A 24,850-nucleotide genomic window follows, 5' to 3' on the forward strand; every position below is an offset into this window, starting at 1 on the left:
TCCTAACCCGCCGGCCGCAACGGCGCTCCGAGAAAGGGGCGCGGGAATTCTCTCAGGCGAGGCGCGGACATGAACAAGCGGGATACCTGGTTCAACAGGATGAAGGCCGCGCAGCGGGACTTGATCAAGGCCTGCGGCGGCATCGAGCGGTCGGCCGAGGTCGGCGAGCAATCGACGGCCCAGATCGGCCGCTGCAACAACACCGAGACCGACGATCTCCTCAACGCCCGGACCAAGGCCAAACTCGAAGCCGATTGCGGCTATCCCTGGGTGACGCGGGCCGAGCTGCAGATGCTCGGCTACGACATCCATCAGACCGCCGTAGCCGGCGGAGATCGCGCTGGCGATGTGCACAGCACGACCTCGCGCGTGGTTGCCGAGGCCTCTGATGTGATGCGCGCTTACTCGGAGGCGCTGGCAGACGGGAAGATCACGCCCGCCGATATCGCCATCCTGCAGAAGGAACTCGGCGAGCTGGCGCATGCCGTCGAAGAGGCCCGCATGGCGGGCGCGGCGTCGATCGCGGTGCACAAGGGCCTTCGCCATGAGTGAGGGCTGGACCGACGGGAAAGTCGCCCGCCTCAAGGCCATGGTCGACGACGGGGCGACCGCGCAGGAGATTGCGGACACGCTCGGCGGCGTTACCCGTCCGGCCGTGATAGGCAAGTGCCATCGGCTCGGACTGCAGTTGAAGACGCCGCGGGGACAAAGTAGCCCCGCGGCGATCGCACGCGGCCGTGGACGTAAGCTGGTCGACGCGGGCGGTCATGCAGCTCCGACGCGACACAAGCCTGCGGCGCCGAAGGCCGCGAAGCCGGCGCCGGTACCGGCTCCACTGCCGATCGCCGTCGAGCCCGAAGTCGACCCGACGCCGAAGCGCTGGCCGAAGCCGGCCGGACCGGAAGCGGTGACGATCCAGGAGCTGAAGGCAGGCCGCTGCAGCATGCCGCTCTGGGGCGACGAGGCCAGGTCCGGCCTCTATTGCGGCAAGCCGGTGCGGAGAGAAGGTGAGAGCTGGTGCGCCGCCTGCGCCAAGCTGGTGTTCGAGCGCCGGCCGATCCGCGAGCGCGAGATGCGCGAGATGCAGCAGGCCCGCATGGCGAAGCAGAGCCGGGCGGGAGCCTTCGCATGACGGGCCGCCCGATCAGCTTCGACGAGCTCGCCGCCCGGCTCAAGACCGCGGCCGATGTCGAGCTCTTCGCGATCAACCAACTCGAGCTGCAGGCATCGCGCGCCAGCACCCGCGAACCGGCGAACCCGGCGATTTATCAGCTCACCGTCGGCGAGGCGCGGCGGCAAGCCGCAGCGCTCGGCCTCGCGCATCAGATCGCCAGGGCGCTGGCGCGCCGGCCGGACCTCGCGCTCGGCCTCGAACTGACGGTCGCCGGCGAGGTGCTGGGATGAGCGATGCCATCGACAAGGTCGTGAGATATGGCATCGACCTGTTTGTGCAGGCGCAGAGCCTGCCGCGAGGGCCGGTGCGCGAGGCCAAGATCGCCCGTGCAGCGAGCTTCCTGCGCCGCGCTGGCGATCGTCGAAAGGACCCGCGGCAAGGGCGCGATGGCTACGGTGTCCCGTTCGAAGCCGTGAACTTCTATGCCCTCGCCGACCTGGTCGCGGCCGATGAGGGCTGCTTCGGGCCGGTCCTGCTATGACGGTGCCGGCGCATAACGACGCCGTCGACGCCTGGATCGAGCGGGCCAAGGGCCACAGTACGATCAATGTGGCGCTGCGGCTCGGCTTCCGGCCGAAGGGAAACGCGAAGAGCATCGGCGCTGAGGCGACCGGGCCATGCCCGCGTTGTGGCGGGGTCGACCGCTTCTCGGTCAAGATCAAGGAAGGGCTGTGGAACTGCCGCGGCTGTGGCAAGGGCGGCGGCGACGCGATCGGGCTGGCACGGTGGGTGCCGCATGAGCGCACCTTCTATGAGGCGGTCGAGTTCATCACCGGCGAAGCGAAGCCCGATGCGGCGCCGGCGAGCGAGGAAGAGAAGGCAGCGATCGCCGCCAAGCGCGCCAAGGAAGCTGCCGAGATCGACAAGGCCCGCGCGGCCGAGGCGCAGCAGCAGAATCAGTTCCGCGAGGACGAACGCCGGCGCTGCCGCCAACTCTGGGAGCATGGCCGGCCGATCGCCGGGACGTTGGTCGAGGCGTATCTGCGCCATCGCGGCGTCGGCCGAATTCCGGAGGGGGCGAAGCTGCGCTTCCACCCGGAGATGCATCTGCGGCACCCATCGGGCCCGGGCGGCAAGGTGGTGTGGACCGGGCCGGCGATGCTCTCGCCGATCGCAGGCAATGACGGCCGCTTCATGGGGCTGCACACGACCTGGCTCGATCCGCGCCTCGGCACGCCGGCCATGCCTGCCATCGACGAGAACGGCAAGCCGACCAAGGGCAAGCTGGTCTTCGTCAGCGAGGATGGCGAGGTCCTGGACGTCAAGCGCTCGCGCGGGACGAAGGCCGGCGGCCACCTGGTGCTAGCGCCGGCGCTGGACACAATCTTCGGCGGGCCGCGCCGCCTCGTCATCGGCGAGGGGATCGAGACGGTGCTCGCGGTCTGGATCACCATGGTCGAGGCCGGCGCCGATATGCGCCTGACCGCGTTCTGGTCGGCGATCGACCTCGGCAATCTCGGCGGCAAGGCGCTGGAATCGGTGTTTCATCCGACGCTGAAGCGGCCGGATGCACGCGGCCGGATGCTGCGCGTGCGCCTGCCCGGGCCGGTGCCGGATGTCAGCCGGCCGGAACGCTCGATCGCGATCCCGGAGACCGTGCGGGAGGTCCTGGTCCTTGCCGACGGCGACAGCGATCGCACCCAGGTCGAATACACGCTCGCCCGCGCCACGGCGCGATGGGCCCGGCCGGACCTGATCGTCCGCGGCGCCTGGCCGGAAGAGGGCGGCGATTTCAGCGACATGCGGATGCGCAAGGTGCGCGAGAGGGAGGCGGCTTGATGAAAGTCCTGGTCGATATCGAATTCGGCATCATCGCCAACAACTACCGATCGGCGTGCGAGACCGCCGCTGCGATGGGCATCCCGAAGAGCGGGTGGTTTCACGCGACGCCCGAGAACCTGATGGGGCGCGGCATCGCGCTGATCATCGAGGGCAAGGGCGCTGCGGATTACGAGCGGTTTGCAGAGGTCGAGCACCTGCGCCGCGGCTGCTCGATCGTCTTCGAATGCCGTATCGCAGAGGCGATGAAGCTCACCTCGCGCGCGATGGGGATGGCGTTCCCGCCGCCGCCCGATATCGCAGCCCTGCCGAGGGGGGGCCTGATCCTGGACAAAGCACCCGCCGGCCTTCTTGCCCGTCTGCGGGCCCGCCTATCAGCGGCTTGGGCGGGGCTGCGGTCATGAGCGCGATCAGGTACGCCAACGCCGGGGCGATTGATCAAAGCCCATCCTCCGTCGGGTCCGTCCTGGATCGGTTGGACGCGCGTGCCCACGAGGGGGCGCTCTTCCGCGATGCTGCTCGCGTGATTCGCCGCCTGACGGAACAAGTCTCCACAGTCGAAGCCGAGCTGATCGAAGCAGAGCTGAGCCGTTTCGCCCACGCCGTCGAAATCGACCGCATGAACGACCATCGCCGGGCTTTTGCTGAGCGACGAGCGGCGAAGGCGGGTGCGCGATGAGGACTGACGAGCAAAAGGCAAAACACCGCGAGGAGCAGCGGCTCTATCGCGCGCGCTATCCCGAAAAGGTGAAGGAGCGAAATCGCAAGTATCTGGCGAAGCACGGCAATAGCGACGGCACTGCGTTCCGCAAGTTCGTCTGGCGCCAAGAAAATAGAGAGCACGTCGCCGCGACGCTAAAGGCATGGAAGGCGGCCAATCCTGGGCACGATGCTAATCGGGCCCGATGGAAGACGAGCGCCGCAGCACGCGAAAAGCAGAAGCAGCGCTGGCGGTGCCGGTATCTTGCGAGTGTTGTCGATCGCGAAGCCTTGGCGTCGCGCATCGCAGCCAACATTGAGGCAGTCGTACCGCGCACCCTGCCGGCGGACGCCAGGAGCGCTGTAATCGCCGCCATGGCTGAAGCCATCTACAACGGCGCGATCACGACCCGACCAACCAAAGACGACGCGAAGCATCATATCGCCTCGTATTTCCGCACGTTCACCAGGTTCGGCCCTGTCTCGCTCGACGCGCCGCGCTTCGACGACGGCCGGGGCTCCTACCACGATGTCGTCAGCGAGGGGCTCTGGCAGTGAAGCTCGCGACGCTGACGGCGCTTTCCTGGTCCGGCGATTTGCCGCGCTTCGGCGACTTCATCATGGCGCAGCGTGGCCGCACCGCTTTCCGCGTCGTCGAGATCCGCATGCCGATGAAGCCAGGCGCTCAGTATGTCGCCCGCTTCGGTTGCGAGCGCGTGGCGCGCGTCGGGCTGCCGGCCGACGCGATTGTCCACGGCTGGGAATGGGGGAAGCGAGGTTAGGGCGATGGCGACGATTCCGAAACTGGCTCCCTGCCCGGGATGCGGCGAGACCGATGGTCTCGACGTCTACAAGTACGAGAGCGGCTGGCGGTACGTCGAATGCGACCTCTGTTGGTATCACGGCCCGGGCGAAGGCAGCATCCGCGAGGCCGTGAAATCGCATAACGACCGGGTCGCGGATCTCGCCGTAAGGCGCGCTGCGCTGGCGGCCGAGTACGGACCCTTTGTCAGGCACACCCAGCCGAGGGTTAGGCGCGCATCGTGAGCTCGGCCGACGACATACCTCCAGACGATCCGATTCTCGGCGCGGTGCAGCAGGCGAAGGAAATCTCCTCCGCGCCTCCCGCCGCCGATCCAGACGAAGACCATGGCCTCGACGAGGGCGAAGGCGATGTGCCGGAGATCTCGGCCGAGGGCTGGGAGCTGCTGAAGGAATGCGTCAAGCAGGGCTGCCACGATATCGGCAACTCGCGCCGCTTCCGCCTGCGCTGCGGCGCCGCGGTGATCCACATCCAGAATGTCGGCTGGCACGTCTATGACGGGCGGCGCTGGGTCGAGGATATCGACGGCGTGCGGATCTCGCCGCTCACCCATGACACGGTCGAAGCGATCGCATTCGAGGCGCTGCTGATCAAGCCGACGCCGGCCGAGCAGGCTAAGATCGACGCGGGCGAAACGGCGGTGCTGGAGAAGGCCTCGATCAGCTTGTCGGAGGCGACGGCGTCGCAGAAGGTGCAGCTCGCCGCGCTCAATGAGGCGATCGCCGCGGCCTCGCGTGCGAAGAAGGCCGTCCAGGGCAGGCGAGCCCAGCGCCGGCGCTTCGCCAACTCCTCCTGCAACACCGGCAAGATCGATGGCATGCTGAAGCAGGCGATCGGCTTCCTGTCGCGCCCGCTGGCCGATTTCGACATTGACCCGCTGGCGCTCAATCTTGAAAACGGCACCCTGCGGATCTCGAAGCAGACGACTGAGGACGAGGAGTCGGACCCGGCCGAGCCGCGCTTTCGAACGTCCGTCAAGGTGACGCTAGATCAGCACCGGCGCGAGGACTGGATCTGCAAGCTGGCGCCGGTGGCTTTTGATCCGAAGGCGACCTGCCCGGTCTTCGACACCTTCTTCGAGCGCATCCTGCCGCACCCGCAGATCCGCGCCTATGTGCTGCGCTATTTCGGCTACGCGCTGACGGCGCTGACGACCGAGCAGGTCTTCGTGCTGCTGCATGGCGAGGGCTCGAACGGCAAATCCACGCTCGTCGACGTGATCTCGCGGCTGATGGGCGATTACGCGACATCGCTACCGATCGCGACCTTGACCGGCGAGGACCGGCGCAAGGGTGCCGAGGCGACGCCGGACCTGGTCCGCACGCCCGGCGCGCGCCTGGTCCGCTCGGCCGAGCCGAAGGAGGGCATGCCCTTCGACGAATCGCTGATCAAGTCGCTGACCTCGAGCGAGCCAATCCTGGTGCGCCGGCTCAATCACGAGTTCAACGAGGTCTATCCCAAGTTCAAGCTGGCGATCTCGGCCAACCGCAAGCCGGTGATCAAGGGCAATGACGACGGCATCTGGCGGCGCGTCGTGCTGATCCCGTTCGACGTGCAGATCCCGGATGAGGAGAAGGACAAGAGCCTTCCCGACAAGCTCTGGGCCGAGCGCGCGGGCATCCTCAACCGGCTGCTGCAGGGACTTGAAGACTTCCTGATCCTGGGTTCCCTCTCCCCTCCCACCGAGATCAGGGCGGCAAGCCAGGAGTACCGGAACGAAAGCGACCTTATGGGCGCGTTCGTGCGCGAGGCGATCGAGGTCACCCGCGACGAGAACGACAGCGAGATGGTCGGCGCGCTCTTCGAGGGCTTCCTCGTCTGGTGCCAGCGCGCGGCGCGAACGCCGGTCAAACGCGAGACCTTCACTCGGCGCCTGCCCAAGACCGCGCACGATTTCGGGTTTGTGAAGGGCAAAGCCTCCTCGTCGATCTACGTCGGCGTGCGCGTCAAATCCGAGTACCGGCCGGCGCCCTCCGAGCGCGCTCCCTCTCGCACCCACAACGACGACTGACGGGAGGCTAGGGAGGCTAGCTGTCGGGCCCGCTTGCTAGGCTCCCAAAGGGGCGCGGGGAAAAGGTACGCCAGATCAAAGTGTTGCAGCGGCAGCGGGAGGCTAGGGAGCGTAGGGAGGCAAGCCGGCGATGCCACGCGCGCGTTCCATGGGGAGCGGGGAGGTTGTGGCTGATGACGGCGAGGCGAAGATCGTTGTGGCGTCATTGCCATTTACCCTCCCTAGCCTCCCTACACTCCCATACGAGAGAGAAAGAGCAAGGATTGCAAAAGGTTAGTGAGAAGGTGGTTTTGGGCGGCAAGCGGTCTTCCGGTTTGCTTGCCTCCCTAGCCTCCCATGAAAGGGTCGAATGAATGCGGACGATCGGAATCGAGGCGTTCCTGGGCTGGGTGTACCGGGAGGAGCTGCCGAAGGCGGAAGCGCCCGGCACCGGCGCTGGCCTGTCGTCGGCCATGTTCGGCGCCGGCGGCTGGGATGCGGTGTCGCGCCAGGGCGAGCTGATGGCCGACATGGTCAGCGATGGCCGGGTCAACAGCTACGGCGTCGTGCCGCTCTCGGCCTGGTACGGCGCGCCGCCACATGAGGACGCGTTCACGGCCCATCGCTTCGTCGGTGAGCTGGCGCAGATGGATCTCGTCTTGCCTGACGACTGGTCGCCTCTGCAGGGCCTCGGCCTCTCCCCCCAGGAGGAGCGGGCCGCCGTTGCCCGCGCCATGCCGCGCATTGCGGTCGAGCATGGCGACCGCTGGCGGCTGCACTTCAAGCCGGTCGAGCTGGTGCGCCGCTACGCCATCCTCGGCGGCTGCCCGCCCTGGGAAGCGCAGGTGCCGAAGGCGCGCTTCGTCGAGCTGCACGGCAAGCCGCAATGGTTCCGCATCATCATGGTCGAGGGTGCGTTCGGGCGGCTCTATGAGCGGGAGGTGGATGGGTACAATGCCCGGTCGAAGCGGCCGTATCCGGGCGCCTATCGCAAGACCTATCTGGAGCCCGATCCTATGGGCGCGGTGATAGAGCGTGCCGAATACGAGGTCTGGCATGCGGCGCTGGCCGGCCTGACCGAGGACCTCAACGCCTCGGGCGAGCTGATCGACCACCGAATCTCCATGTCGGACAGGTCGGCCCGTCCATGGGCTCCCTGATTATTTTCAATGGGGGCTTGCAATGCGGCAGTTGCTTGACTTAGCCTGTGCATGGATAAAAAGGTTTCCAGACGCCGCCCGGTTCGCCGAGGCGGCGTTTTCGTTTGGGGTGGGCGCGGGTATCATCGAGCTGTGGCGGTTGCGCGAGTGCGGGGTTAATCCGCTAGGCAGAAATGCCGGGCTCAAGCGTGACCAATCTACAGGCTTCGCAGGGGTGATTGGACCAATGCTGCGGAGCCCATGGGTTCGAATCCCATACCGTCACTGATCATTGGGGGCATGGCTTGCCGGAGCGCGTCGGCTTCTTCCGCACCGCCCGAGAGATCGAGGCGGCAAGGGAAGCGGAGCGGGACTATGACCGCAGGCGCAACGCCGAGAGCGAGACGCGCTGGCTCTATGGGACTGCCCGGTGGAAGGCCAAGCGGGCCGATCAGCTGAGGCGGGAGCCGCTCTGCTGCCGATGCAGGGAAAACGGGCTGGTCACTCCGGCCACGATTGCCAACCATCAGTGGCGTCATGACGGCGATCCCGTCCTGTTCTGGTCGATCCCGCTCGAAAGCACCTGCCAGCCCTGCCACGACGGGCCGATCCAGGCCGAGGAGCGCGCGGCGGCCCGGGTAGGGGGGGTGGTCGAAAGTCCAGGGGGCTAACCGCCTCTACCGGTCAGGGAAGCGCGGCCGTGGCGGCGCGGTATTCCGCCGGAATTATTTTTTTTGGAGGTGTGGGGTGGGTCGCAGAAAGGACGCGCCCGCCCATCAGGCGGCGAAGGGTTATCCGGGCCGGCGGAAGTCGCGCGAGCAGAAGGCGGCGATCGAGCTCGCGGCGAAAGCGCAGCAGGCGGCCGACCAGGTTGCCGGACAGCGCGATCCGTTCGCGGCGCCGGCGATGTTTCGGCAGGCGCCGGCCTACTACGCCCGGGCGCTTGAGGTGTGGAACGACACGATCCGCGGGCTCAAGCTGATGGGCCGCCTCGATTCCCGCTACTCCCCGTCGATCGCGATCTATTGCGTCGCGGTCCAGGAGTGGGAAACCGCCTGCAAGCACATCCGGCAGCACGGCTTCGTGCAGAAGGTGAAGCGGACGACCGGCGACAGCTGGTTGCGGCAGAACCCGATGCTCGATGTGCGCGGCGCCGCCGAGAGCACGATCCGGGACAAGGCCCGGGAGTTCGGCCTGTCGCCGCTGTTCGACCAGGAGCTGCTGAAGGTACAAAGCTTCAATCGCTCCGCGGGCCAGCAGGCCGATCTCTTCGGAGAGAGTGACGAGGGCCGGCCGAGCGAGACGGTGCCGGAAGCGCAGCGCCCGCAGGCCGAGGATCCGCACGACCTGATGAACCGGGCGGATTCGCCGCCGCCGGATCTGCTGCAGTAGCATCGTGCAGGGCCAGACTTCGGCCGCCGCGCTCGCGATCGGCGCGCCGGAGGGCCTTCACCCGCTACCGACCTGGCTGCAGGAGGTCGCGGACGATCCGGCCTATCGCTGGGCCGTCTCGGGATGGCGAAGGGCCGCGTCGGTGCCCGGCGCATGGTTCGATGCGGCGAAGGCCGATCGGATCGTCGAGGCGTGGCCGAAGATCTTCCGGCTGACGGAAGACCGCTTTCACGGCAAGCCGTTCTGGCTGCTGAAATGGCAGGAGATCACGCTTCGTCTGCTCGTCGGGTGGAAGAAGCCTGTCGAGATCATCGACGCCGCAACCGGCAAGCCGGCCATGGCGTGGGTGCGGGTCTTCCGGAGGCTCGACCTCTGGATCCCTCGCAAGAACGGCAAGTCCGAGTTCCTGGCCGGTCTCGGCGTGCTGTTCTTCATCCTGGAGAAGGGGCACGGGGCGCAGGGCTTCGTGTTCGGCCGGGACGAAAATCAGGGCCGCATCCCCTTCAAGAAGATGAAGGCGATCATCGAGGCGGCCAAGGGCATCATGATCGGGCCGGACGGCACCAGGCGTGTCGTCAACCAGGCGCGCTCGATCTTCGTCCCGGAGACCAGCGGTCTCTGCGAGCTGCTCTCTGGCAAGCCAGACGGCAAGCATGGTCGCTCGCCGACGGTGATCATCGGCGACGAGATCCACGAATGGCTCTCGCGCGATCTCGCCGACACCCTGCGCGAGGGCACAGGCGCTCGTCTGCAGCCGATCGAGCTCTACGCCTCGACCGCCGGCGTGAAGACCGCAAAGGTCGGATACGACTGGTTTGAGGAGAGCATGGAGATCCTCGACGGCGTCAAACACGACCCGTACACCCTCGTCGTGTTCTTCGGCGCTGGCCAGGAGGATGACTGGCTCGACGAGCAGACTTGGCGCAAGGCCAATCCCTCGATCGGCCTGACGCCGACCTGGGATTACATGCGGATCGAGGCCGGCAAGGCCAAGGGCAAGCCGGCGCTCGAGGCGAAGTTCAAGTGTTACCACCTCAACCAGTGGGTGGATCACGTCTCGAACTGGATTCCGGCCAAGGTCTGGCGGGCGGCGACTGCCGATCCGGAGCGCTGGCGCCTCGGCATGGAGCACTTCCGCGGCCGACGCTGCGTCGGCGCCACGGACGTTTCGTCGGTGCGCGACCTCAGCGCGCTCGTCTGGATGTTCGAGCCGGTCGACGGAAGCGAGATCTGGGACCTGCTGCCGCTTTTCTGGGTGCCGGAGGCGACGCTCGCCGAGCGGCAGCAGCAGGACAAGCGGGTCAACTGGCTCGACTGGGTTGAGCAGGGCGCCCTGCGCACGACACCGGGGAGCGTGGTCGATCTGCGGCCCGTCGCCGATGCAATCTGCGACGGCATGGCGATGTTCGAGGTTTCGCGTCTCGGCTTCGACGCCTGGGGTGTCTCGCAGCTGCAGATCATGCTGCAGGACGAAGGCGTGCCACTCTGGGACGAAGCGGAGGAGCGCTTCATGGTGAACCTGCGCCAGGGGCACCGCACGCTCGGCGACGCCACCAAGGAATTCGAGCGGCTGACATTCCAGCAGCTGCTCGACCACGGCGGGCATCCGGTTCTGGACTGGATGGTTCGCCATTGCGGGGTCCGCTTCGATGCGAATCTCAACTACGTGCCGGACAAGGAAGGGTCGAAGGACAAGATCGACGGCGTCGTCGCTTCGGTCATGGCCAAGGCCCTCACCATGGGTCCGAAGGGGCCCGGGCCCTCGGTCTACGAGGAGCGCGGCATCATGGAAATCGAGGTCGAGGAATGGGCTCCATGAACGGCCTGACCCGCTGGCAGCACCTTCGTGCCGCGGTCGGCTTCTCGGCCGAGCGCTACGGCCCGCCAGACAGCGTTGGCCAGCCCGGCGGCTGGTTGATGCGCGTCATCGGCGGCGGCAAGACCAAGGCTGGCGTGTCGGTGTCGGAGCGCACTGCGCTGCACCTGCCGGTCGTGTTCGCATGCGTCAACCGCATCGCTAATCCGATCGCCGGCGTTCCGCTCGGCATCTTTCGGAAGGGGGACAAGGGGGAGGCGATCGCCGTCGACGATCATCCGATGTCGCGCTCGCTCGGCTTGCGGCCGAACCCGTTCATGTCGTCGCGTACGCTGCGCAAGACCGTGCAGGCCCATGCGCTGCTGTGGGGCGCAGGATTCGGCGAGATCGAGCGCAACCGCCGGGGCCAGGGGGTCGGCATCTGGCCTCTCCTGCCCGACGTGACGAGCGCCCGGAAGAAACAGGACCGCCTCGTCTACGACACGACGATCGCGGGCCGGCGGTACGAGCTGCCACAGGAGGATGTCGTCCACCTGATGGACCTCAGCCAGGACGGGTACACCGGGTTATCGCAGGTCGCGATCGCGCGGCAGGCCATTGGCATGGGCCTCGCCATGGAGGAGTTCGGCGCGAAGTTCTTCGCCAACGACGCCAAGTCCGGCGGCTTCCTGATGCATCCGGGCCGGCTGTCGACCAATGCGCAGAGCAATCTCGCCGGCCGCCGCGAGCGCGGCAAGGAAGGCGCCGATCGCCGCGACGACGCCGGCGCGCAGCTGCAGGCGCAGGGCGGGCTGGAGAATGCCCATCGCGTCAAGGTGCTGGAGGAGGGCGTCAAGTACATCTCGACGACGATTCCGCCCGAGGACGCGCAGTTCCTCGGCTCGCGCGAATTCCAGATCGCCGAGATTGCCCGCATCTACGACGTGCCGCTGGTGCTGCTGCAGAGCCATGAGAAGTCGACCAGCTGGGGCTCAGGCATCGAGCAGCTGATGATCGGCTTCGTCCGCCAGACGATCCAGCCATGGATCGGCGCCTGGGAGCAGGAGCTGAACTGGAAGCTCTTCACCGAGGAAGAGCAGCGCAACGGCTACTATGTGAAATTCAACCTCAACGCCCTGCTGCGCGGCGACATGGCCGCCCGGGCCGCCTTCTACAAGGCGATGTTCGAGCTCGCGGCGATGACGCCGAACACGATCGCGGCGCTGGAGGAGATCGAGGGCTTCGGGCCCGAGGGCGACACCCGCTTCGTCTCGACCAATGTCCAGTCGATCGAGCGCGCGATCAATCCGCCCGACCCGCCGCCGGCGCCCGGATCACCGGCGCCGCCTGCTGGAGACGACGACGAGAAAGAGGATGCGGCATGAGATACGCCCATATTCTGATGGCGGTCTATGAGGAGCGCTGGGCCCTGCAGGAGAGCAAGCTGCAGGCGATCCTCGACTTCATGTCGCGCCAGGCCGCAGGAGAGAAGTTCTCGGCCGAGGAGCTCGCCGCGCGCATTCCGCAGAAGACCGAGCGCGAGGTGGCGCGAAGGGTCGGCCGGGTCGCTCTGATCCCGGTTCGCGGCGTCATCGCCAACCGCATGAGTATGATGGGCGATATCTCGGGCGGCACCTCGAATGAGGCTCTCGCCTCCGCCTTCCAGTCGGCCGCCCGCGATGACGATGTGAAGGCGATCGTCTTCGACCACGACACGCCTGGAGGTGCGGTCAGCGGTACCGACGAAGTGTCGAGCATGATCTTCGCCGCGCGCGGCACCAAGCCGATCATCGCGCATGTCAATGCGACCTCGGCGAGCGCAGGCTACTGGCTCGCCTCGGCCGCGGATGAGGTCGTGATCACGCCGTCCGGCTCAGTCGGCTCGATCGGCGTCTTCGGCGTACACGACGACGTCAGCCAGGCCATGGAGAAGGTCGGCGTCAGGAAGACGCTGATCAGCGCCGGCAAGTTCAAAACGGCCGGCAATCCCTACGCGCCGCTGGATGATGAGACCAAGGCCCGCATGCAGGCGCGGGTCGATGCCTCCTATGAGCGCTTCGTCGCCGCCGTCGCCCGCAATCGGCGTGTCGCTGTGTCCCGCGTCCGCGATGGCTTCGGCCAGGGCGATATGGTGGACGCCGAAGCGGCCGTCTCCGAAGGCATGGCCGATCGCGTCGCTACGCTCGACGAGACCCTGCAGCGCTTCGGCGTCTCGCTTTATGGCGGCGCGACGCCGGCGGCCCCGAACCGGCGCGCCTCGCTTGAGCGCGCCAAGCGGGCGCTCGCCATCTGAAATACCCGCCGACCGGCGGTAACGGCCCTGCTCGCGTGCCGGCGCGAGCAGGGCTTTTTTGTACCCGGCATTCAGCCAGGAGCATCCGATGCTGAAGACGCTGCGCGCCAAGCGCACCCAGCTGGTCGCGGACATGCGCGCGATCGTCACCAAGGCCGAGGGCGAGGATCGCGACCTGACGGCCGAAGAGCAGACGAAGTTCGACGAGTTCAAGGCCGAGAAGGACGGGCTTGATACCCGCATTACCCGTCTCGAGGCGGTCGAGGCCGACGAGGCGGCGCTCGACGAGACAGTGCCGGCTCGCTCCCGCCAGGCTGGTCCGAGCCATGTGCCGGCGCGCCGGCCGAACGAAGCCAGCACGACCTTCGAGAACTTCGGCGAGTTCATGGCCTCGGTGCGCTTCCGCCCAAACGATCAGCGCCTGCATTTCGTCGAGGGCGTCGGCGCTGCCCATGACGAGAACGGCCTGCAGGCCGAGATGCGCATGGACAACGACACCACCGGCGGCTTCATGGTGCCGACGGAGTTCCGCAACCAGATCATGCAGGTCACGCCGCAGGAGGCTCTGGTCCGGCCGCGCGCCACGGTGCTGCCGTCCGGCACTGCGCCGGACGCCGGCGTGACGATGCCGACGCTCGACCAGTCCGGCGCCAACCCGGGCAACATGTTCGGCGGCGTTCAGGTGCAATGGATCGAGGAAGGCGGCGCCAAGCCCGAGACCATGCTCGGGCTCGGCGAGTTCTCGCTTGTGCCGCACGAAGTCGCCGGCTTCATGAAGATCACCGACAAGCTGCTGCGCAACTGGCCGGCGGCCGATGCGCTGATCCGCACGCAGTTCCGTGCGGCGGTCGCCGGCGCCGAGGACTGGACCTTCATTCGCGGCAACGGCGTCACCCAGCCGCTCGGCGTCCTCAACGCTCCGGCACTCAAGACCGTCAACCGCGCCGGCGCCAACAGCATCAGCTATCTCGACCTGGTCAACATGGTCGCGGTCCTGCTGATGCGCGGCGGCCTCGCTCCGGTCTGGTCGATGCCGCAGGCGGCTCTTCCCAAGATCGCGACCCTGCAGGATCCGGAGGGGCGCTACATCTGGAAGGAGAACGCCCGCGACGGATTTGCCGGCACGCTGATGGGCTATCCGCTGCGCTGGAACAACCGCATGCCGGGCCTCGGCAGCAAGGGCGACGTGCTCCTCGCCGATTGGGGCTCCTACGTCATCAAGGACGGTTCGGGTCCGTTCGTCGCGGCCTCCGAGCATGTCGAGTTCCTCAACAACAAGACGGTCATCAAGATCTTCTGGAACGTCGACGGCGCGCCCTGGATGAAGGCGCCGATCAAGGAAGAGAACGGCTACGAGGTCTCGCCCTTCGTTGCTCTCGACGTCCCGGCCTGATCGCCGGCTGCGCCCGGCATCGCCTGATGCCGTCTAGGTCCCGCGCCCAGCGGGGCCTCCGCCTCCGCCCGAAAACTCAATCCCGGAAAGGAGATCGCCATGCGCGACCTCGCCAATCACCTGCATCTCAAGCGGGCGATCAGCCCCGCCGCGGCCGTCGCGGACAATACGCCGATCGTCTCCCAGATCATCGACCGCTCCGGCTACGAAAAGCTCGTCTTCGCCATCCTGCTCGGCGCACTGGCCGATGCCGATGCGACCTTCACCGTGCTCCTCGAGCATGGCGACGCCGCCAATCTTTCCGACGCAGCGGCGGTGCCGGATGCTCAGCTCACTGGCACCGAAGCGCTCGCGAGCTTCACCTTCGCCGATGACGATAAGGTCCGGAAGATCGGCTATGTCGGACCGAGGCGCTATGTCCGCCTGACGATCACGCCCGCGGGCAATGCCGGCAACGCCTTCATCGCCGCGGTCGCGATCCTCGCCGCTGGCCGCTACGGCCCGACGCCGAATCCGCCGGTCTGATCCCAGCTCCCGCTTCTATCCCTGACAAGCGCGGCGCCGGCGGCGCCGCCCATCAAAGGACTGTCTCATGACCGACTATGTCGTGATTGCCGAGTGCGTCGACGAGCGCACCGGCCAGCGGTACCAGCGCGGGCAGAAATTCCCGAACCCGACGCCGGCGCAGGAAGATCGCCTGACTAAGGCCGGCTGCATCCGCAAGCCGACCGATGACGAGGCCAAGCTCGCGCAGGCCGAGGAGAACGCGCGCCAGCAGCAGCTGGCGACGGAGCAGGCCGAGCTGGCGCGCAAAACCAAAGAGGCTGCCGCGGCCGAGACCGAGCGCGATCGCCAGCGCCAGGAGGCTCAGGGCGAAATCGACCGTCTGGCCCAGCGTCTGGCCGAAGAGGCCCGCCAGCGCGAGGCACTCGTCGAGGAACACAAGCGCGCGCTCGGCGAGATCTCGGCCAAGCTCGACGAGGCGCTCGCCAAGCGAGCCGATGCCGAAGCGGCTGCGGTCGCGCTGCAGGGCAAGGTCGATCGGGCTGCCGTCGACCTCTCCGAGGCAAAGACGGCGCTCGCGGCCGAGGTCGATGCCCGCAAGAAGGCCGAGGACGCCCTCGCGGCGGCACAGAAGCCGAAGAAGGGCTGATCGGTGCCTCGTACCGTCGTCATCACGCCGCCGGCCGCATTGCTCACGCCGGCGGAGATCCGCGAGCAGCTGATGCTGCCGGCGAGCGTGAGCGACGGCGTGCTGTCGCGCCTGGTCAAGGTTGCCACGCAGGAGGTCGACGGGCCCGATGGCTGGCTCGGCCGCGCACTCGGCGCGCAGGTCCTGGAATGGCGAGGCGATCGCTTTCCTGCCTGCTGGGGTGACGGCCTGCGGCTGCTCTGCCAACCGATCGGGGCGATCGTCAGCGTTTCTTATGACGATGCCGATGGCCTCGCGCAGACCTTGGATTCCGCGGACTATGAGAAGCATGGCGACGAGATCTTCGCGCGCCGCGGCTTCTCCTGGCCGGCGACCAGCGGCCGGCCGGAAGCGGTGCGCGTTCGCTACAATGCCGGCCAGGCTGCAGGCGACGTGCCCGAGCTGATCAAGCATGCGATCGCGCTGCGCGTCGGCCAGCTCTATCGTTTCGCGATCTCCGACCCGACGCTGAAGAAGGAAGTTGTCGAAGGCATTGGTTCGACGGAATGGGACCTGACCGGCGCCGGCGCGCTCGTCGCGGACGAGGCAATTGCGGCGCTGCTGAAGCCGTATCGCGTATGGGTGTCCTGACGTGACGCCCGCATCTGCGATTGCGATGCTCGACCGGCAGATCGCCGCTCACGGGCGTAGCGTGACCTTGACGCGCGCCGGCGGCGTCCCGGCGAGCCTGACCTGCCGCGCATTCGTGCGCGACTTCAAGCCGGAGGAACTGATCGGCTCGATCGAGCAAGGCGACCGTCTGGCGATCTTCTCGCCGACGTCGCTGGCGCCGGACTGGATCGAACCGCGGCAGGGCGATCGGGTGCGCATCGCCGGCGCATGGCATCGCGTCCAGGCGCCGGATCGCATCGAGCTCGCCGACGTCGTCGTGCGCGTCGAGCTGCATCTGCGGGGCATGTGATGGCACGTCTGCAGCCTGTCGCGCTCCAGTTCGACGGCGCCATCACCGCGGCCCTGGCACAGACGCACCAGCAGCTCGTCGCACTCGCAAAGAGCGAGCACGGCAAGGTCATGCAGGCATCTCCGATCCCGTCGTCGTTCCGCCGCTTCGTCGACGGCCGCGAGGGCGCGCCCGAGGAGGCGGTCAAGCGCTTCGGCGTGATCGAATACCATTATCAGCGCCTGGGCGAGGTCGTGCAGGTCGCGATGGACACGCTCTTCGACCTGTCGCCTGTCCTGTCCGGCGAGTATCGGCGATCTCACACCCTGTTCGTCGGCGGCGTCGCCGTGCGCAACCTGAAGGGCTGGCAGCCGCAGAGCGGGGACGAGATCTATATCGCCAACCCGCTGCCCTATGCCCGCAAGATCGAGCTCGGCAAGATGAAGATGCGGGTGCCCGGCTCCGAGCGCGTCTATGCCCAGGCCGAGCAGATCCTGCGCCGGCGCTTCGGCAACCTGGCGGCCATCAAGTTCACCTTCATCCCGATCGCTGGCGGCGCCTTCTTCAGTGCCGGCGATACGCGCGGGCCGGTCAAGCGCTCCAGGAGCGGGCGCTTCGCCAAGGGCAGCCATGCCCGCGCCGGCGCCGCGATCGAGCAGGACCTGCGCCGGCCTGCTCTCTACATCAGGGCGTATTGAGATGGCTGACTTCGCCGGCGCAGTCGACGCCATCCTCGCGCGGCTCGAGGCGAACAAGCCTGCCGGCTTGCCGATCGCGCTGCCCAATCGGGCAAAGCCCGCGACGGTCGACGGCGACGGCAAGCCGATCGCCTGGGCCTATGCCGAGGTCCTCGGGACGACTGCGGGCATCCGCGGCGTCGGCGTGCCAGGCGATCACGTCGTCGTCGACGAAGGCCTGATCATGATCACCGTCTTCGTGCCGGACGGGGAAGGCGCCGGCCCGGGCTTCGTCCTGGCCGGACAGATCGGCGAGATCTTCCGCGCCAAGGAATTCTACGAGCCTGCGCCCGGCGTCTGCGTGCGCAGCTGGACGCCACGCATCACCGGCGGCGGCGCCGGCGACGACAGCGGCATGTGGTTCGCTGTCACTGTCACCATCCCTTTCGAGTTCTGGCGCCGAGCCTGATCTCACCCTCCCGCAAACCAGGAGCTCACCATGGCCTACCAGTCGGGGCGCAATATCCTTGTGGCCTACAAGCCGGAGGTCACCTTCGGCCTGCTGCCGGACGGCGCCGCCGGCGCCAAGGTCTTCCGCCCTAACGGCGGCGGGCTCAATCTGACGAAGGAGCCGATTCGCTCGAATGAGATCCGGCGCGATGGCCAGATGACGCGCGGCCGTCACGGCTCGCGCTCGGTCGGCGGCAGCTATACCGGCGATCTCAGTCTCGGCAGCTATGACGACTGGATTGAGGCGGCCTTCCGCGGCACCTTCGCGGCGGCGCTCGCAATCAACGAGGCGACCGCTGGTCTCACCAGCATCACGACGACCGAGAACACGATCGTCGCCGCGGCTGGCTCCTGGATCACCGCCGGCCTGCGCGTCGGCGACGTCATCCGCCTGGCGAACCATGCCACAGCCGGTAACAACGGCCGCAATCTGCGGATTGTCGGCCTGACGGCTTCGACGATCACCGTCGCGGAGGATCTGATCGAGAACGCGGTTGCCGATGCTGCCTTCACCGTCAACCGGCCGAAGAAGCTGCTGATGGGCGTGCAGCCGCGCTCCTTCTCGATCGAGGAACGCGAGATCGATATCGACGGCTCGGAGGTCTTCTCCGGCTGCCGTCTCGGCCAGATGCAGCTGCAGCTGCAGCCGAACGGCATGGCGGTGGTGACCTTCACCCTGGCCGGCCAGAACATGCAGGTGAAGCAGGGGGCGGATTCGCCCTATTTCGCCGATCCGGCCGCGACCACGTCGATCGGCATGACCTCGGTCGAGGCGATGATTCGGCTCGGCTCGGAGGACGTGCTCGACGTCACCGCCGTCGATCTCACCATCAACCTCAACGCCGCCGGCATGCCGGTGGTCGGCTCGGTGGTGACGCCCGAGGTCTTCACCAACAATGCCCTGGTCGAGGGCTCGATCACGGCGCTGAAGAAGGACGTCAACCGCGTCCAGCAGTTCCTCGACGAAGCCGAGCTCTCGCTGCACCTGCTCTTCACCGAGAACGAAAGCGAGCCGAAGGACTTCTGCTCCTTCTTCATCGGCAACCTGACGCTCGCCAATCTGCAGAAGTCGGAGCTCGGCGGAGACAATGGCCGCACGCAGCAGATCAGTCTGCTGATCGGCAAGGATGAACGCGGCGGGGCCTATGACGCCTCGACCGTGGTCTACCAGACCTCCGCCGCCTGATCGCGGCTTTTCCCGGAAAGGACATCGTCATGACGAAGCAGGACGGGAGCGCCGAGGGCGCCATCCGCACGGCGGCGGTCGCGCTCGCCGATGCCATCGCCAAGGGGCGCGAGGCCGGCCTCGCCGTCGCCTGGCCGGCGAATCCCGAGGGCCTGCGCCGCATCGCGATCAGCGAGACGGGGCCGGCCAAGGTGACGCTGACCGTGCAGGCGCCCGATCTCGATCCCGGCCTCGCCGCCAAGGCGGGCGCTGCGGCGCAGAAGGCCGCCGATCGCGTGATCGAGAAGGCCTGACCAGACCCGCCCGACAGCGGACCATCTCGCTCCGGCGAGTGTCGCGACAGGCGGGGCGGTGTGTCGGCGCCGCCCCGCCACCTTCCGACAGAGGTGCAACATGAAGACCGAAACCACCGCGGCCATCGACCTGTCCGCCTTCCAACCGGCCGATATCGGCGTGCTCGCCATTCTCCAGCCCGGGACCGGCAGGCCGACCGGCTGGGAGATCACCTTCGCCGGCCCGAGCCACGACAAGACGCTGGCGTGGGCGAATGCTAGCGCGCGCGACGAGCTGCGGCGACAAGCCCAGCTCGAAGCGCAGCTGCGCAACGGCCGCAAGGTCAAACCGGACGATATCGACGTCGACCAGGTCCGCCGCGAGAACGTCGCGCGTGTCGTGGCGCGGATCGTCGACTGGACGCCTGTCAAGCTCGACCCGAACGGGCCGACTATCGTCTTCAACGAGGCCGCGGCGACCGAGCTGCTGCTCGATCCTCGCCTCAGCTGGGTCTATCTGCAGGCGCTCGAATTCCTCAATGACGAGCGGTCTTTTACGAGAGCCTCGGCGAAGCCCTGATCGCCTACGCCGAGGCTGAATTCCGGCTGTCGGCCGTCGACAAGGATGGCTTCAGCCTTCGTGATGCGCTCGAGGCCAAGCTCGGGCGCGCCAGGACGGCGAAGGCTCGGGCTGACATCATCGAGGATCTGGCAGTGCCGCCTTTCCCTTCGGCGCTGCGCTATCTCTGGCAGGCCTTCGCCCGCATGTCGTCGCGGCGCGGATCGACGGGATGGGGACCGGCGCCGCTCAGCTGGCAGGACATCGATGCGTTCTGCCGGTTGAGCGGGTTACGATTTGCGCCTTGGGAGATTGAAACCATCGAGGCTTTGGACCGACTCGCCTTGAGTGATGCCGGCGCCAAATCCTAGGGTCGCCGGTGCTTCAGTTGGTCGCGTGACGATACGGGCCTAGCTGGTGCTAGTCGGGACGGCTTGCTCCATTCTTCGCGAGGCTGGACCGGATTTGCGCCTCGAGATGTGATTCCGGGCGCGCAAAGACCGTTTGCCAGTCCCGCATTAGCTATTTTCAACTTAGCTTCGGCTTGGTCGCAGGTTATCCACTCGTCACCTTTGCCGAGCGCATAGTCGAGCCAGTTGTAGAATAGGCGGTATGTGGCAGTCATCGAGACTGCGCCTTCGGCGGCATTGCCGTCGCTGCCGCGAGCCTTCTGATGGACTCTTAGGCTGGTATGCGTGCCTTGCGGCGATGGGGTAGCTTTAAATTCGAAGGTGTCAGTGCCGGCGACAGCTGCGAGCACCATGTAGACCGACCAGACGCGTGTGGCTGTGAATCCTTCGTTCGTATGCGCGAACGTGACGTCTCCTGGATCGGCTGAAGTCAAAACGGCTTCAGCAGCCCGGATCACCTGCTCTGGATCTCGATCGGCATAGGTGCGCTGAGATTCCGCCAACCACTGATCTCTTGTTTCGAGCTGAGGCGACGCGCAACCGCTCAATAGCGCCGTTAGAACGGCGACGCCGATCATCTTCATCCCAAATTGCCCCGCTTCCCTGCGCGAAGGACCATAATCGCATGTCTCAGGTTGTAACAACCCTGACGGTTGATGCGCGTGGCGCCGAGGCGGGCACGGCGCTCTATGTCCGCCAGATGAAGGCGGCTCAGGCGGCCTCGGATCGTGTGCTCGATGCCGAGCGGAAGGCCGCTGAGGCGCGGGAGCGCGGCACCCAGACGACACTTCGGGCGTCAGATTCTATCATGGCGATCAATCGCCGCTGGCAGACGCTGAGTGCGTCGATCGATCCGGCGGTCCGCGCCACGGTCGCCATCGAGCGGGCGCAGTTGCGGGCCGATGCCGCTTTCAGGGCGGGGCTTGCCACCGAAGCCGAGGCTGCGCGTATCGTCGACCTGGTGCGTCAGAAGCACGAGGCGGCTGCGCAGGCGGTCAACGACAACTCGGCTGCGCAGGGAACCCTGGTCCGCAGTTCCGGGCTGGCGCGGCATGAACTGATCAATCTCAGCCGCCAGGCGCAGGACGTCGTTGTGTCGCTGAGTTCCGGCCAGGATGCGCTCACCGTGCTGATGCAACAGGGCTCGCAGGTCGCTGACGTCTTCATCAGTTCTGAGGCGACGGTCGGCAGCTTCTTCCGGCAGCTTGGCGGCTGGTTGATCCGCATCGCACCATTGGCCACCGTGGCAGCGACGGCGATCACGGCTCTGTATGCGGCGATCAGCGTCGCAGGCGAGCGGCGACAGCTTGACACCTCACTGCTCGGTTCAGGCCGCAGCGTCGGGCTGACGGGCGGCCAGTACGATCAGCTCGCAAAGGCAAGCGCGGAATCGGCGCAGATCACGCTGACGAATGCGCGGCTCATCGCCGCCGAGTATGCTCGCCTCGGCCAACTCGCGGCGACCCAGCTGCCTCAGCTCACGCGGCTGACCAAGGAATATGCGCTGGTGACCGGCCAGGGCATGACGGATGCGGCGCGCGAGCTTGCAACCGCCTTTGCCGATCCCAGCCGCGGCGCTGAGATGCTGGCCGGAAAGGTCGGCGCGCTCGACAGCGTGACGGTCCGCTCGATCCGGACGGCCGAGATGTATGGCGATCGACTGCGAGCGCAGAAGCTCCTGGTCGACGGCTTGGCTCAGTCCATGGAGGGGGCGGCCGGCGCGCAGAGCAAGTGGGATCGCTTCGTCGAGCAATACTTCAGCCGTCCGGTTGATCGTGCCAAGAATGCCATTGCGGACACGGTGCTCGGTCCGGAGACTAGCGAGAGACTGGCCGCGATCGACCGGCAGCTCAAGGATGTGAGGGCCGCTGCAGCATCTGCACTGCCTGGTCCGGAAGCGCTCGGCATCAACCGTGCCCTCGCGGACCTCGAGCAGCGCAAGGCGGCGCTGCAGCAAGAGCTGAAGGTCACCCAGGATCTGGCGAAGGCGCGGGGGGATGCTGCGGACGCCAACCGCAAGATCGCCACGGCAGAGACGTCCAGCCGGGAGGCGCGGCCCTTCGGAGCCGAACTCGAGCGCCTGCAGACTGAGGCGAGCAAGCTGAAAACCGGCTATGAAGAGGCGGAGAAGGCCGCCGAAAAGCTGCTGCTCACGAAACCGGCGGACAGTCCTGAGTGGTGGGCTGCGACCAAACAGGCCGCCGAGCTGAAGGTCTCTTATGAGGCTCTCAACCGCCAGCTGACCGAGTACAAGGAGGCGCAGGCCGCCGGCTCGATCGAGGCCGACAAGGCAGCGCGGGCGCAGGAAATCCAGAAGCGCTATCTCGGCCAGGTCTCGGCGGAATCTAAGGCGGCGCTGGCGGCCGAGCTCGCCCTGAACGATGCGCGGGGCACGACGAAGACGGCGACCGAGCGGCAGGCCGAGGCCGAGCGGGCCCGCACCGACGCCTTCATCCAGACGACCCGGGCGCAGGAGGAAGCCAAGCGCGCCAGCAACGACAACATCGCTTCGCTGGATGCCCAGGCCAGGGCGGTGAAGACACTCGGCTCAGAATTCGCCGAATCCGCGAAGCTGCGGAAGGAGGCGGAGCAGTTTGCCGAGCGCAATGGCGGCAATGCCGAGGAGATCTATCAGAAGCGCCTCGCTGAGCGGCTGGCCGAGGTCAACAAGGAGATGGCGACGCGGGTGGCGCAGACGCGCGAAGCCGCGGCGGCCGAGCAGGCCGCGAACAGCCGCGGCGCCAATATCAGCGAGGCGGAGCGCGCCCAGCTGCTGCAGCGCCAGACTACCCTGATGCAGGAGCGGCAGCGCCTGGCCGCCGCCGGCATGACCGACCAGGCGGCGGTGAATGCCCAGATCGGCGAGCTCGGCCGGGCAATCGACAGAGTCAACTCGGCCCAGGCGCAGGCCAAGGCCCTGGGCATGATCTACGGCCAGCGCGAGCAGATCGCCGGCCTCGAGCAGGAAATCGCCCTGATCGGAGCGTCGACCTCCGAGCGCAATCGCCTAGTCGCGATCATGCGGGCCGAGCAGGAGCTGCGCCGGTCCGGTATCGCCCTCACCAGCGCGGAGGGGCAGGAGTATGTCGCCAACGCGCAGAAGATCGCGGCGCTGGTGACTGTCCGCGATAGCCTGACCGAGATTCGCTCGATCGGCAGCGACGCCCTCAAGGGCTTCCTCTCGGATCTGCGTCAGGGCAAGAGCGCGACCGAGGCGCTGACAAATGCCCTCGACCGTGTGGCCGACAAGCTCTTCGATATGGCCACGAACCAGATCATGAACGGCTTGTTCGGCTCGGGTGGAAGTGGGGGCGGGTGGTTCGCGAAATTCTTCCAGTCCTTCTTCAGCAGCAGCGGGAGCGGCACGCCGACGGACGCCGGCGGCACGGCCGGGTTCTGGAGCGCGCGCGGCAACGCCTTTGCCTATGGCAACGTCATCCCGTTTGCCCGCGGCGGCGCCTTCACCGACCAGATAGTGCGGCATCCGACGACATTCCCATTCGCTCGCGGCACCGGGCTGATGGGCGAAGCCGGACCGGAAGCGGTGATGCCGTTGCGCCGCGACAGCCAGGGGCGGCTCGGCGTCGCCGCTGCGGGCGGCGGGGCGCCACAGTTCAACATGCAGGTCGTCAACAACGCCGGCGCCGAAGTGAAGACCGAGAAGCGCGAGAACGACACCGGAGGCTTGGACATCGTGATGATGATCGACCAGGCAGTCGCGGAGAGCGTCAGCAAGCCGGGATCGGCGACTAACCAGGCGCTGCGCACCAATTTCGGTGCGCGTCAGCAGCTGACGAGGCGCTGAGATGGCCGTCGATCCATGGCCGGCCGAACTGCCGACCCTGCTGCTGCAGGAAGGCTATTCCGAGCAGGAGGCCGAGAACCGGCTGCGTTCGAACACCGACAAGGGCCCGGGCAAGAGCCGCCCGCGGTCGAGCTCTAACGTTCGGCCTGTCGCCGCGGCAATGATGATGACCGATGCCGAGAAGGCGCTGATGCGATCCTTCATCACCGAGACGCTGCTGCAGGGGACGCTGCCGTTCACCTTCCCCGCTCCAGATGGCAGCGGGGATTGGCTGGTGCGGTTTGCCCAGGACGGCCTGCCCGCATGGTCGCCGTCCGGAGACCTGCGTTGGCGTGTTGCCTTCCGGCTGGAGATACTGCCGTGAGGACGCTCTCGCTGACGATGCGCGAAGCGCTCAATACCGAGCACAGCGGCGAGGTGCCGGTCTTTCTGCTGCGCATCACCCACGCGCTGCTCGAGGAGCCGATCCTGATCTCGACCGACCCGACCGAGCGGCTGGAAGAGTCGCCGCTGACCTACGGCACGCGCAGCCGAGGTCAGAGCTACATCTTCCTGCCGATGAACTTCGCTCTGCCGGACGAAACCGATGGCGGCGTGCCGGCAATGCGCCTGACGATCGACAATGTCGGGCGCGAGCTGATCAACCTGCTGCGCTCGACCTCGACGCCGGCACTGGTGGCCATGGAACTGGTCCTGGCGTCAGCGCCGGATGCGGTCGAGATCGCAATGCCGCAATTCGAGCTGGTCAGCGCCGACTATGACGCCGAACAGGTCACGCTCACCCTGGCGCTCAATGGGCTGGCGACCGAGCCGTTTCCTTACGGCTCCTTCTCGCCGGCGACCTTCCCCGGATTGTTCTGA

32 protein-coding genes are annotated in these 24,850 nt (G+C 67.0%); 31 read left to right on the top strand and 1 reads right to left on the bottom strand.

Features of this window, described 5'->3' with window-relative positions:
- The first annotated feature begins 69 nt into the window (after window positions 1-69).
- From CXY91_RS18050 to CXY91_RS30255, 28 genes are all read left to right on the top strand, one after another.
- A complete protein-coding gene (locus CXY91_RS18050; RefSeq protein ID WP_100962609.1) occupies window positions 70-552 on the top strand; it encodes a hypothetical protein in 483 nt (160 codons plus the stop codon).
- A complete protein-coding gene (locus CXY91_RS18055) occupies window positions 545-1,132 on the top strand; it encodes a GcrA family cell cycle regulator (protein ID WP_158673470.1) in 588 nt (195 codons plus the stop codon). Before CXY91_RS18050 ends, CXY91_RS18055 begins: the two co-directional genes overlap by 8 nt.
- Window positions 1,129-1,404 carry a hypothetical protein gene (locus CXY91_RS18060; protein WP_100962611.1) on the top strand — a complete coding sequence of 92 codons (276 nt, stop codon included), beginning with the start codon at window positions 1,129-1,131 and terminating at the stop codon, window positions 1,402-1,404. Before CXY91_RS18055 ends, CXY91_RS18060 begins: the two co-directional genes overlap by 4 nt.
- Complete coding sequence (locus CXY91_RS18065) at window positions 1,401-1,655, top strand: hypothetical protein (RefSeq protein WP_100962612.1); 255 nt, start codon at window positions 1,401-1,403, stop codon at window positions 1,653-1,655. The genes CXY91_RS18060 and CXY91_RS18065 overlap by 4 nt, the downstream gene beginning before the upstream one ends.
- Window positions 1,652-2,953, top strand: coding sequence for a DUF7146 domain-containing protein (locus CXY91_RS18070; protein WP_100962613.1), 1,302 nt, complete (start codon window positions 1,652-1,654; stop codon window positions 2,951-2,953). Before CXY91_RS18065 ends, CXY91_RS18070 begins: the two co-directional genes overlap by 4 nt.
- Window positions 2,953-3,357, top strand: a complete 405-nt coding sequence (locus tag CXY91_RS18075; RefSeq protein ID WP_100962614.1) for a hypothetical protein — start codon at window positions 2,953-2,955, stop codon at window positions 3,355-3,357. The genes CXY91_RS18070 and CXY91_RS18075 overlap by 1 nt, the downstream gene beginning before the upstream one ends.
- Entirely contained in the window at window positions 3,354-3,632 is a 279-nt protein-coding gene (locus CXY91_RS18080) for a hypothetical protein (protein WP_100962615.1), read from the top strand. Before CXY91_RS18075 ends, CXY91_RS18080 begins: the two co-directional genes overlap by 4 nt.
- Window positions 3,629-4,210: a hypothetical protein gene (locus tag CXY91_RS18085; RefSeq protein WP_100962616.1), complete on the top strand. Its 582-nt coding sequence runs from the start codon at window positions 3,629-3,631 to the stop codon at window positions 4,208-4,210. Before CXY91_RS18080 ends, CXY91_RS18085 begins: the two co-directional genes overlap by 4 nt.
- Window positions 4,207-4,434 carry a hypothetical protein gene (locus CXY91_RS18090; protein WP_100962617.1) on the top strand — a complete coding sequence of 76 codons (228 nt, stop codon included), beginning with the start codon at window positions 4,207-4,209 and terminating at the stop codon, window positions 4,432-4,434. The genes CXY91_RS18085 and CXY91_RS18090 overlap by 4 nt, the downstream gene beginning before the upstream one ends.
- Before the next feature lie 4 nt (window positions 4,435-4,438).
- Window positions 4,439-4,699: a hypothetical protein gene (locus tag CXY91_RS18095; RefSeq protein WP_100962618.1), complete on the top strand. Its 261-nt coding sequence runs from the start codon at window positions 4,439-4,441 to the stop codon at window positions 4,697-4,699.
- Window positions 4,696-6,486 carry a DNA primase family protein gene (locus CXY91_RS18100; RefSeq protein ID WP_158673471.1) on the top strand — a complete coding sequence of 597 codons (1,791 nt, stop codon included), beginning with the start codon at window positions 4,696-4,698 and terminating at the stop codon, window positions 6,484-6,486. Before CXY91_RS18095 ends, CXY91_RS18100 begins: the two co-directional genes overlap by 4 nt.
- Before the next feature lie 353 nt (window positions 6,487-6,839).
- The gene (locus CXY91_RS18105; protein WP_100962620.1) at window positions 6,840-7,625 is read left to right on the top strand and encodes a hypothetical protein; all 786 of its coding nucleotides are present in this window, start codon (window positions 6,840-6,842) and stop codon (window positions 7,623-7,625) included.
- Window positions 7,626-7,909: 284 nt separating this feature from the next.
- On the top strand, window positions 7,910-8,275 hold the full coding sequence (locus CXY91_RS18110; protein WP_100962621.1) for a hypothetical protein: 366 nt from the start codon (window positions 7,910-7,912) through the stop codon (window positions 8,273-8,275).
- 76 nt (window positions 8,276-8,351) lie between these two features.
- Window positions 8,352-8,996: a P27 family phage terminase small subunit gene (locus CXY91_RS18115; protein ID WP_100962622.1), complete on the top strand. Its 645-nt coding sequence runs from the start codon at window positions 8,352-8,354 to the stop codon at window positions 8,994-8,996.
- Window positions 8,997-9,000: 4 nt separating this feature from the next.
- Window positions 9,001-10,815, top strand: coding sequence for a terminase large subunit (locus CXY91_RS18120; RefSeq protein WP_248307542.1), 1,815 nt, complete (start codon window positions 9,001-9,003; stop codon window positions 10,813-10,815).
- On the top strand, window positions 10,812-12,176 hold the full coding sequence (locus tag CXY91_RS18125; protein WP_100962752.1) for a phage portal protein: 1,365 nt from the start codon (window positions 10,812-10,814) through the stop codon (window positions 12,174-12,176). Before CXY91_RS18120 ends, CXY91_RS18125 begins: the two co-directional genes overlap by 4 nt.
- Window positions 12,173-13,084 carry a S49 family peptidase gene (locus tag CXY91_RS18130; RefSeq protein WP_100962623.1) on the top strand — a complete coding sequence of 304 codons (912 nt, stop codon included), beginning with the start codon at window positions 12,173-12,175 and terminating at the stop codon, window positions 13,082-13,084. Before CXY91_RS18125 ends, CXY91_RS18130 begins: the two co-directional genes overlap by 4 nt.
- A gap of 88 nt (window positions 13,085-13,172) precedes the next feature.
- The gene (locus CXY91_RS18135; RefSeq protein WP_100962624.1) at window positions 13,173-14,477 is read left to right on the top strand and encodes a phage major capsid protein; all 1,305 of its coding nucleotides are present in this window, start codon (window positions 13,173-13,175) and stop codon (window positions 14,475-14,477) included.
- 99 nt (window positions 14,478-14,576) lie between these two features.
- Window positions 14,577-15,002, top strand: coding sequence for a hypothetical protein (locus CXY91_RS18140; RefSeq protein WP_100962625.1), 426 nt, complete (start codon window positions 14,577-14,579; stop codon window positions 15,000-15,002).
- A 67-nt stretch (window positions 15,003-15,069) separates the two neighbouring features.
- Window positions 15,070-15,630 carry a hypothetical protein gene (locus CXY91_RS18145; RefSeq protein WP_100962626.1) on the top strand — a complete coding sequence of 187 codons (561 nt, stop codon included), beginning with the start codon at window positions 15,070-15,072 and terminating at the stop codon, window positions 15,628-15,630.
- A 3-nt stretch (window positions 15,631-15,633) separates the two neighbouring features.
- A complete protein-coding gene (locus CXY91_RS18150; RefSeq protein WP_100962627.1) occupies window positions 15,634-16,260 on the top strand; it encodes a head-tail connector protein in 627 nt (208 codons plus the stop codon).
- A gap of 1 nt (window position 16,261) precedes the next feature.
- Complete coding sequence (locus tag CXY91_RS18155; RefSeq protein ID WP_158673472.1) at window positions 16,262-16,591, top strand: head-tail joining protein; 330 nt, start codon at window positions 16,262-16,264, stop codon at window positions 16,589-16,591.
- Window positions 16,591-17,268 (top strand): hypothetical protein, encoded by a 678-nt coding sequence (locus CXY91_RS30250; RefSeq protein WP_158673473.1) that lies wholly within the window; start codon window positions 16,591-16,593, stop codon window positions 17,266-17,268. Before CXY91_RS18155 ends, CXY91_RS30250 begins: the two co-directional genes overlap by 1 nt.
- Before the next feature lies 1 nt (window position 17,269).
- Window positions 17,270-17,716, top strand: coding sequence for a phage tail terminator-like protein (locus tag CXY91_RS18160; protein ID WP_158673474.1), 447 nt, complete (start codon window positions 17,270-17,272; stop codon window positions 17,714-17,716).
- A 30-nt stretch (window positions 17,717-17,746) separates the two neighbouring features.
- Complete coding sequence (locus CXY91_RS18165) at window positions 17,747-18,943, top strand: phage tail tube protein (protein WP_100962630.1); 1,197 nt, start codon at window positions 17,747-17,749, stop codon at window positions 18,941-18,943.
- A gap of 29 nt (window positions 18,944-18,972) precedes the next feature.
- A complete protein-coding gene (locus CXY91_RS18170; protein WP_100962631.1) occupies window positions 18,973-19,236 on the top strand; it encodes a hypothetical protein in 264 nt (87 codons plus the stop codon).
- A gap of 100 nt (window positions 19,237-19,336) precedes the next feature.
- Window positions 19,337-19,795 (top strand): branched-chain amino acid ABC transporter, encoded by a 459-nt coding sequence (locus CXY91_RS18175; protein WP_100962632.1) that lies wholly within the window; start codon window positions 19,337-19,339, stop codon window positions 19,793-19,795.
- 119 nt (window positions 19,796-19,914) lie between these two features.
- On the top strand, window positions 19,915-20,145 hold the full coding sequence (locus CXY91_RS30255; RefSeq protein WP_465246878.1) for a phage tail assembly chaperone: 231 nt from the start codon (window positions 19,915-19,917) through the stop codon (window positions 20,143-20,145).
- On the opposite strand, the gene CXY91_RS30260 is transcribed toward CXY91_RS30255, so the two are convergent.
- A complete protein-coding gene (locus CXY91_RS30260) occupies window positions 20,142-20,768 on the bottom strand; it encodes a hypothetical protein (RefSeq protein ID WP_158673476.1) in 627 nt (208 codons plus the stop codon). The genes CXY91_RS30255 and CXY91_RS30260 overlap by 4 nt on opposite strands.
- Before the next feature lie 41 nt (window positions 20,769-20,809).
- On the opposite strand from CXY91_RS30260, the gene CXY91_RS18180 reads away from it, so the two are divergent.
- From CXY91_RS18180 to CXY91_RS18190, 3 genes are read left to right on the top strand one after another with little or no spacing between them, the layout of a single operon-like run.
- The gene (locus CXY91_RS18180) at window positions 20,810-23,989 is read left to right on the top strand and encodes a phage tail length tape measure family protein (RefSeq protein WP_100962633.1); all 3,180 of its coding nucleotides are present in this window, start codon (window positions 20,810-20,812) and stop codon (window positions 23,987-23,989) included.
- 1 nt (window position 23,990) lies between these two features.
- The gene (locus tag CXY91_RS18185; protein ID WP_100962634.1) at window positions 23,991-24,353 is read left to right on the top strand and encodes a hypothetical protein; all 363 of its coding nucleotides are present in this window, start codon (window positions 23,991-23,993) and stop codon (window positions 24,351-24,353) included.
- Window positions 24,350-24,850, top strand: coding sequence for a DUF1833 family protein (locus CXY91_RS18190; RefSeq protein ID WP_100962635.1), 501 nt, complete (start codon window positions 24,350-24,352; stop codon window positions 24,848-24,850). The genes CXY91_RS18185 and CXY91_RS18190 overlap by 4 nt, the downstream gene beginning before the upstream one ends.

The sequence above is a fragment of the Allobosea sp. FBZP-16 genome (genome assembly GCF_002831785.1).
Lineage (GTDB): Bacteria > Pseudomonadota > Alphaproteobacteria > Rhizobiales > Beijerinckiaceae > Allobosea > Allobosea lupini.

Coding starts and splice junctions, on each gene's coding strand:
- CXY91_RS18075 (WP_100962614.1), top strand. CDS start 2,953: ATGAAAGTCCTGGTCGATATCGAATTCGGCATCATCGCCAACAACTAC.
- CXY91_RS30250 (WP_158673473.1), top strand. CDS start 16,591: ATGGCACGTCTGCAGCCTGTCGCGCTCCAGTTCGACGGCGCCATCACC.
- CXY91_RS18185 (WP_100962634.1), top strand. CDS start 23,991: ATGGCCGTCGATCCATGGCCGGCCGAACTGCCGACCCTGCTGCTGCAG.
- CXY91_RS18170 (WP_100962631.1), top strand. CDS start 18,973: ATGACGAAGCAGGACGGGAGCGCCGAGGGCGCCATCCGCACGGCGGCG.
- CXY91_RS18130 (WP_100962623.1), top strand. CDS start 12,173: ATGAGATACGCCCATATTCTGATGGCGGTCTATGAGGAGCGCTGGGCC.
- CXY91_RS18085 (WP_100962616.1), top strand. CDS start 3,629: ATGAGGACTGACGAGCAAAAGGCAAAACACCGCGAGGAGCAGCGGCTC.
- CXY91_RS18125 (WP_100962752.1), top strand. CDS start 10,812: ATGAACGGCCTGACCCGCTGGCAGCACCTTCGTGCCGCGGTCGGCTTC.
- CXY91_RS18160 (WP_158673474.1), top strand. CDS start 17,270: ATGGCTGACTTCGCCGGCGCAGTCGACGCCATCCTCGCGCGGCTCGAG.
- CXY91_RS18080 (WP_100962615.1), top strand. CDS start 3,354: ATGAGCGCGATCAGGTACGCCAACGCCGGGGCGATTGATCAAAGCCCA.
- CXY91_RS30260 (WP_158673476.1), bottom strand. CDS start 20,768: ATGAAGATGATCGGCGTCGCCGTTCTAACGGCGCTATTGAGCGGTTGC.
- CXY91_RS18105 (WP_100962620.1), top strand. CDS start 6,840: ATGCGGACGATCGGAATCGAGGCGTTCCTGGGCTGGGTGTACCGGGAG.
- CXY91_RS18145 (WP_100962626.1), top strand. CDS start 15,070: ATGACCGACTATGTCGTGATTGCCGAGTGCGTCGACGAGCGCACCGGC.
- CXY91_RS18180 (WP_100962633.1), top strand. CDS start 20,810: ATGTCTCAGGTTGTAACAACCCTGACGGTTGATGCGCGTGGCGCCGAG.
- CXY91_RS18135 (WP_100962624.1), top strand. CDS start 13,173: ATGCTGAAGACGCTGCGCGCCAAGCGCACCCAGCTGGTCGCGGACATG.
- CXY91_RS18140 (WP_100962625.1), top strand. CDS start 14,577: ATGCGCGACCTCGCCAATCACCTGCATCTCAAGCGGGCGATCAGCCCC.
- CXY91_RS18065 (WP_100962612.1), top strand. CDS start 1,401: ATGAGCGATGCCATCGACAAGGTCGTGAGATATGGCATCGACCTGTTT.
- CXY91_RS18060 (WP_100962611.1), top strand. CDS start 1,129: ATGACGGGCCGCCCGATCAGCTTCGACGAGCTCGCCGCCCGGCTCAAG.
- CXY91_RS18165 (WP_100962630.1), top strand. CDS start 17,747: ATGGCCTACCAGTCGGGGCGCAATATCCTTGTGGCCTACAAGCCGGAG.
- CXY91_RS18175 (WP_100962632.1), top strand. CDS start 19,337: ATGAAGACCGAAACCACCGCGGCCATCGACCTGTCCGCCTTCCAACCG.
- CXY91_RS18095 (WP_100962618.1), top strand. CDS start 4,439: ATGGCGACGATTCCGAAACTGGCTCCCTGCCCGGGATGCGGCGAGACC.
- CXY91_RS18070 (WP_100962613.1), top strand. CDS start 1,652: ATGACGGTGCCGGCGCATAACGACGCCGTCGACGCCTGGATCGAGCGG.
- CXY91_RS18050 (WP_100962609.1), top strand. CDS start 70: ATGAACAAGCGGGATACCTGGTTCAACAGGATGAAGGCCGCGCAGCGG.
- CXY91_RS18055 (WP_158673470.1), top strand. CDS start 545: ATGAGTGAGGGCTGGACCGACGGGAAAGTCGCCCGCCTCAAGGCCATG.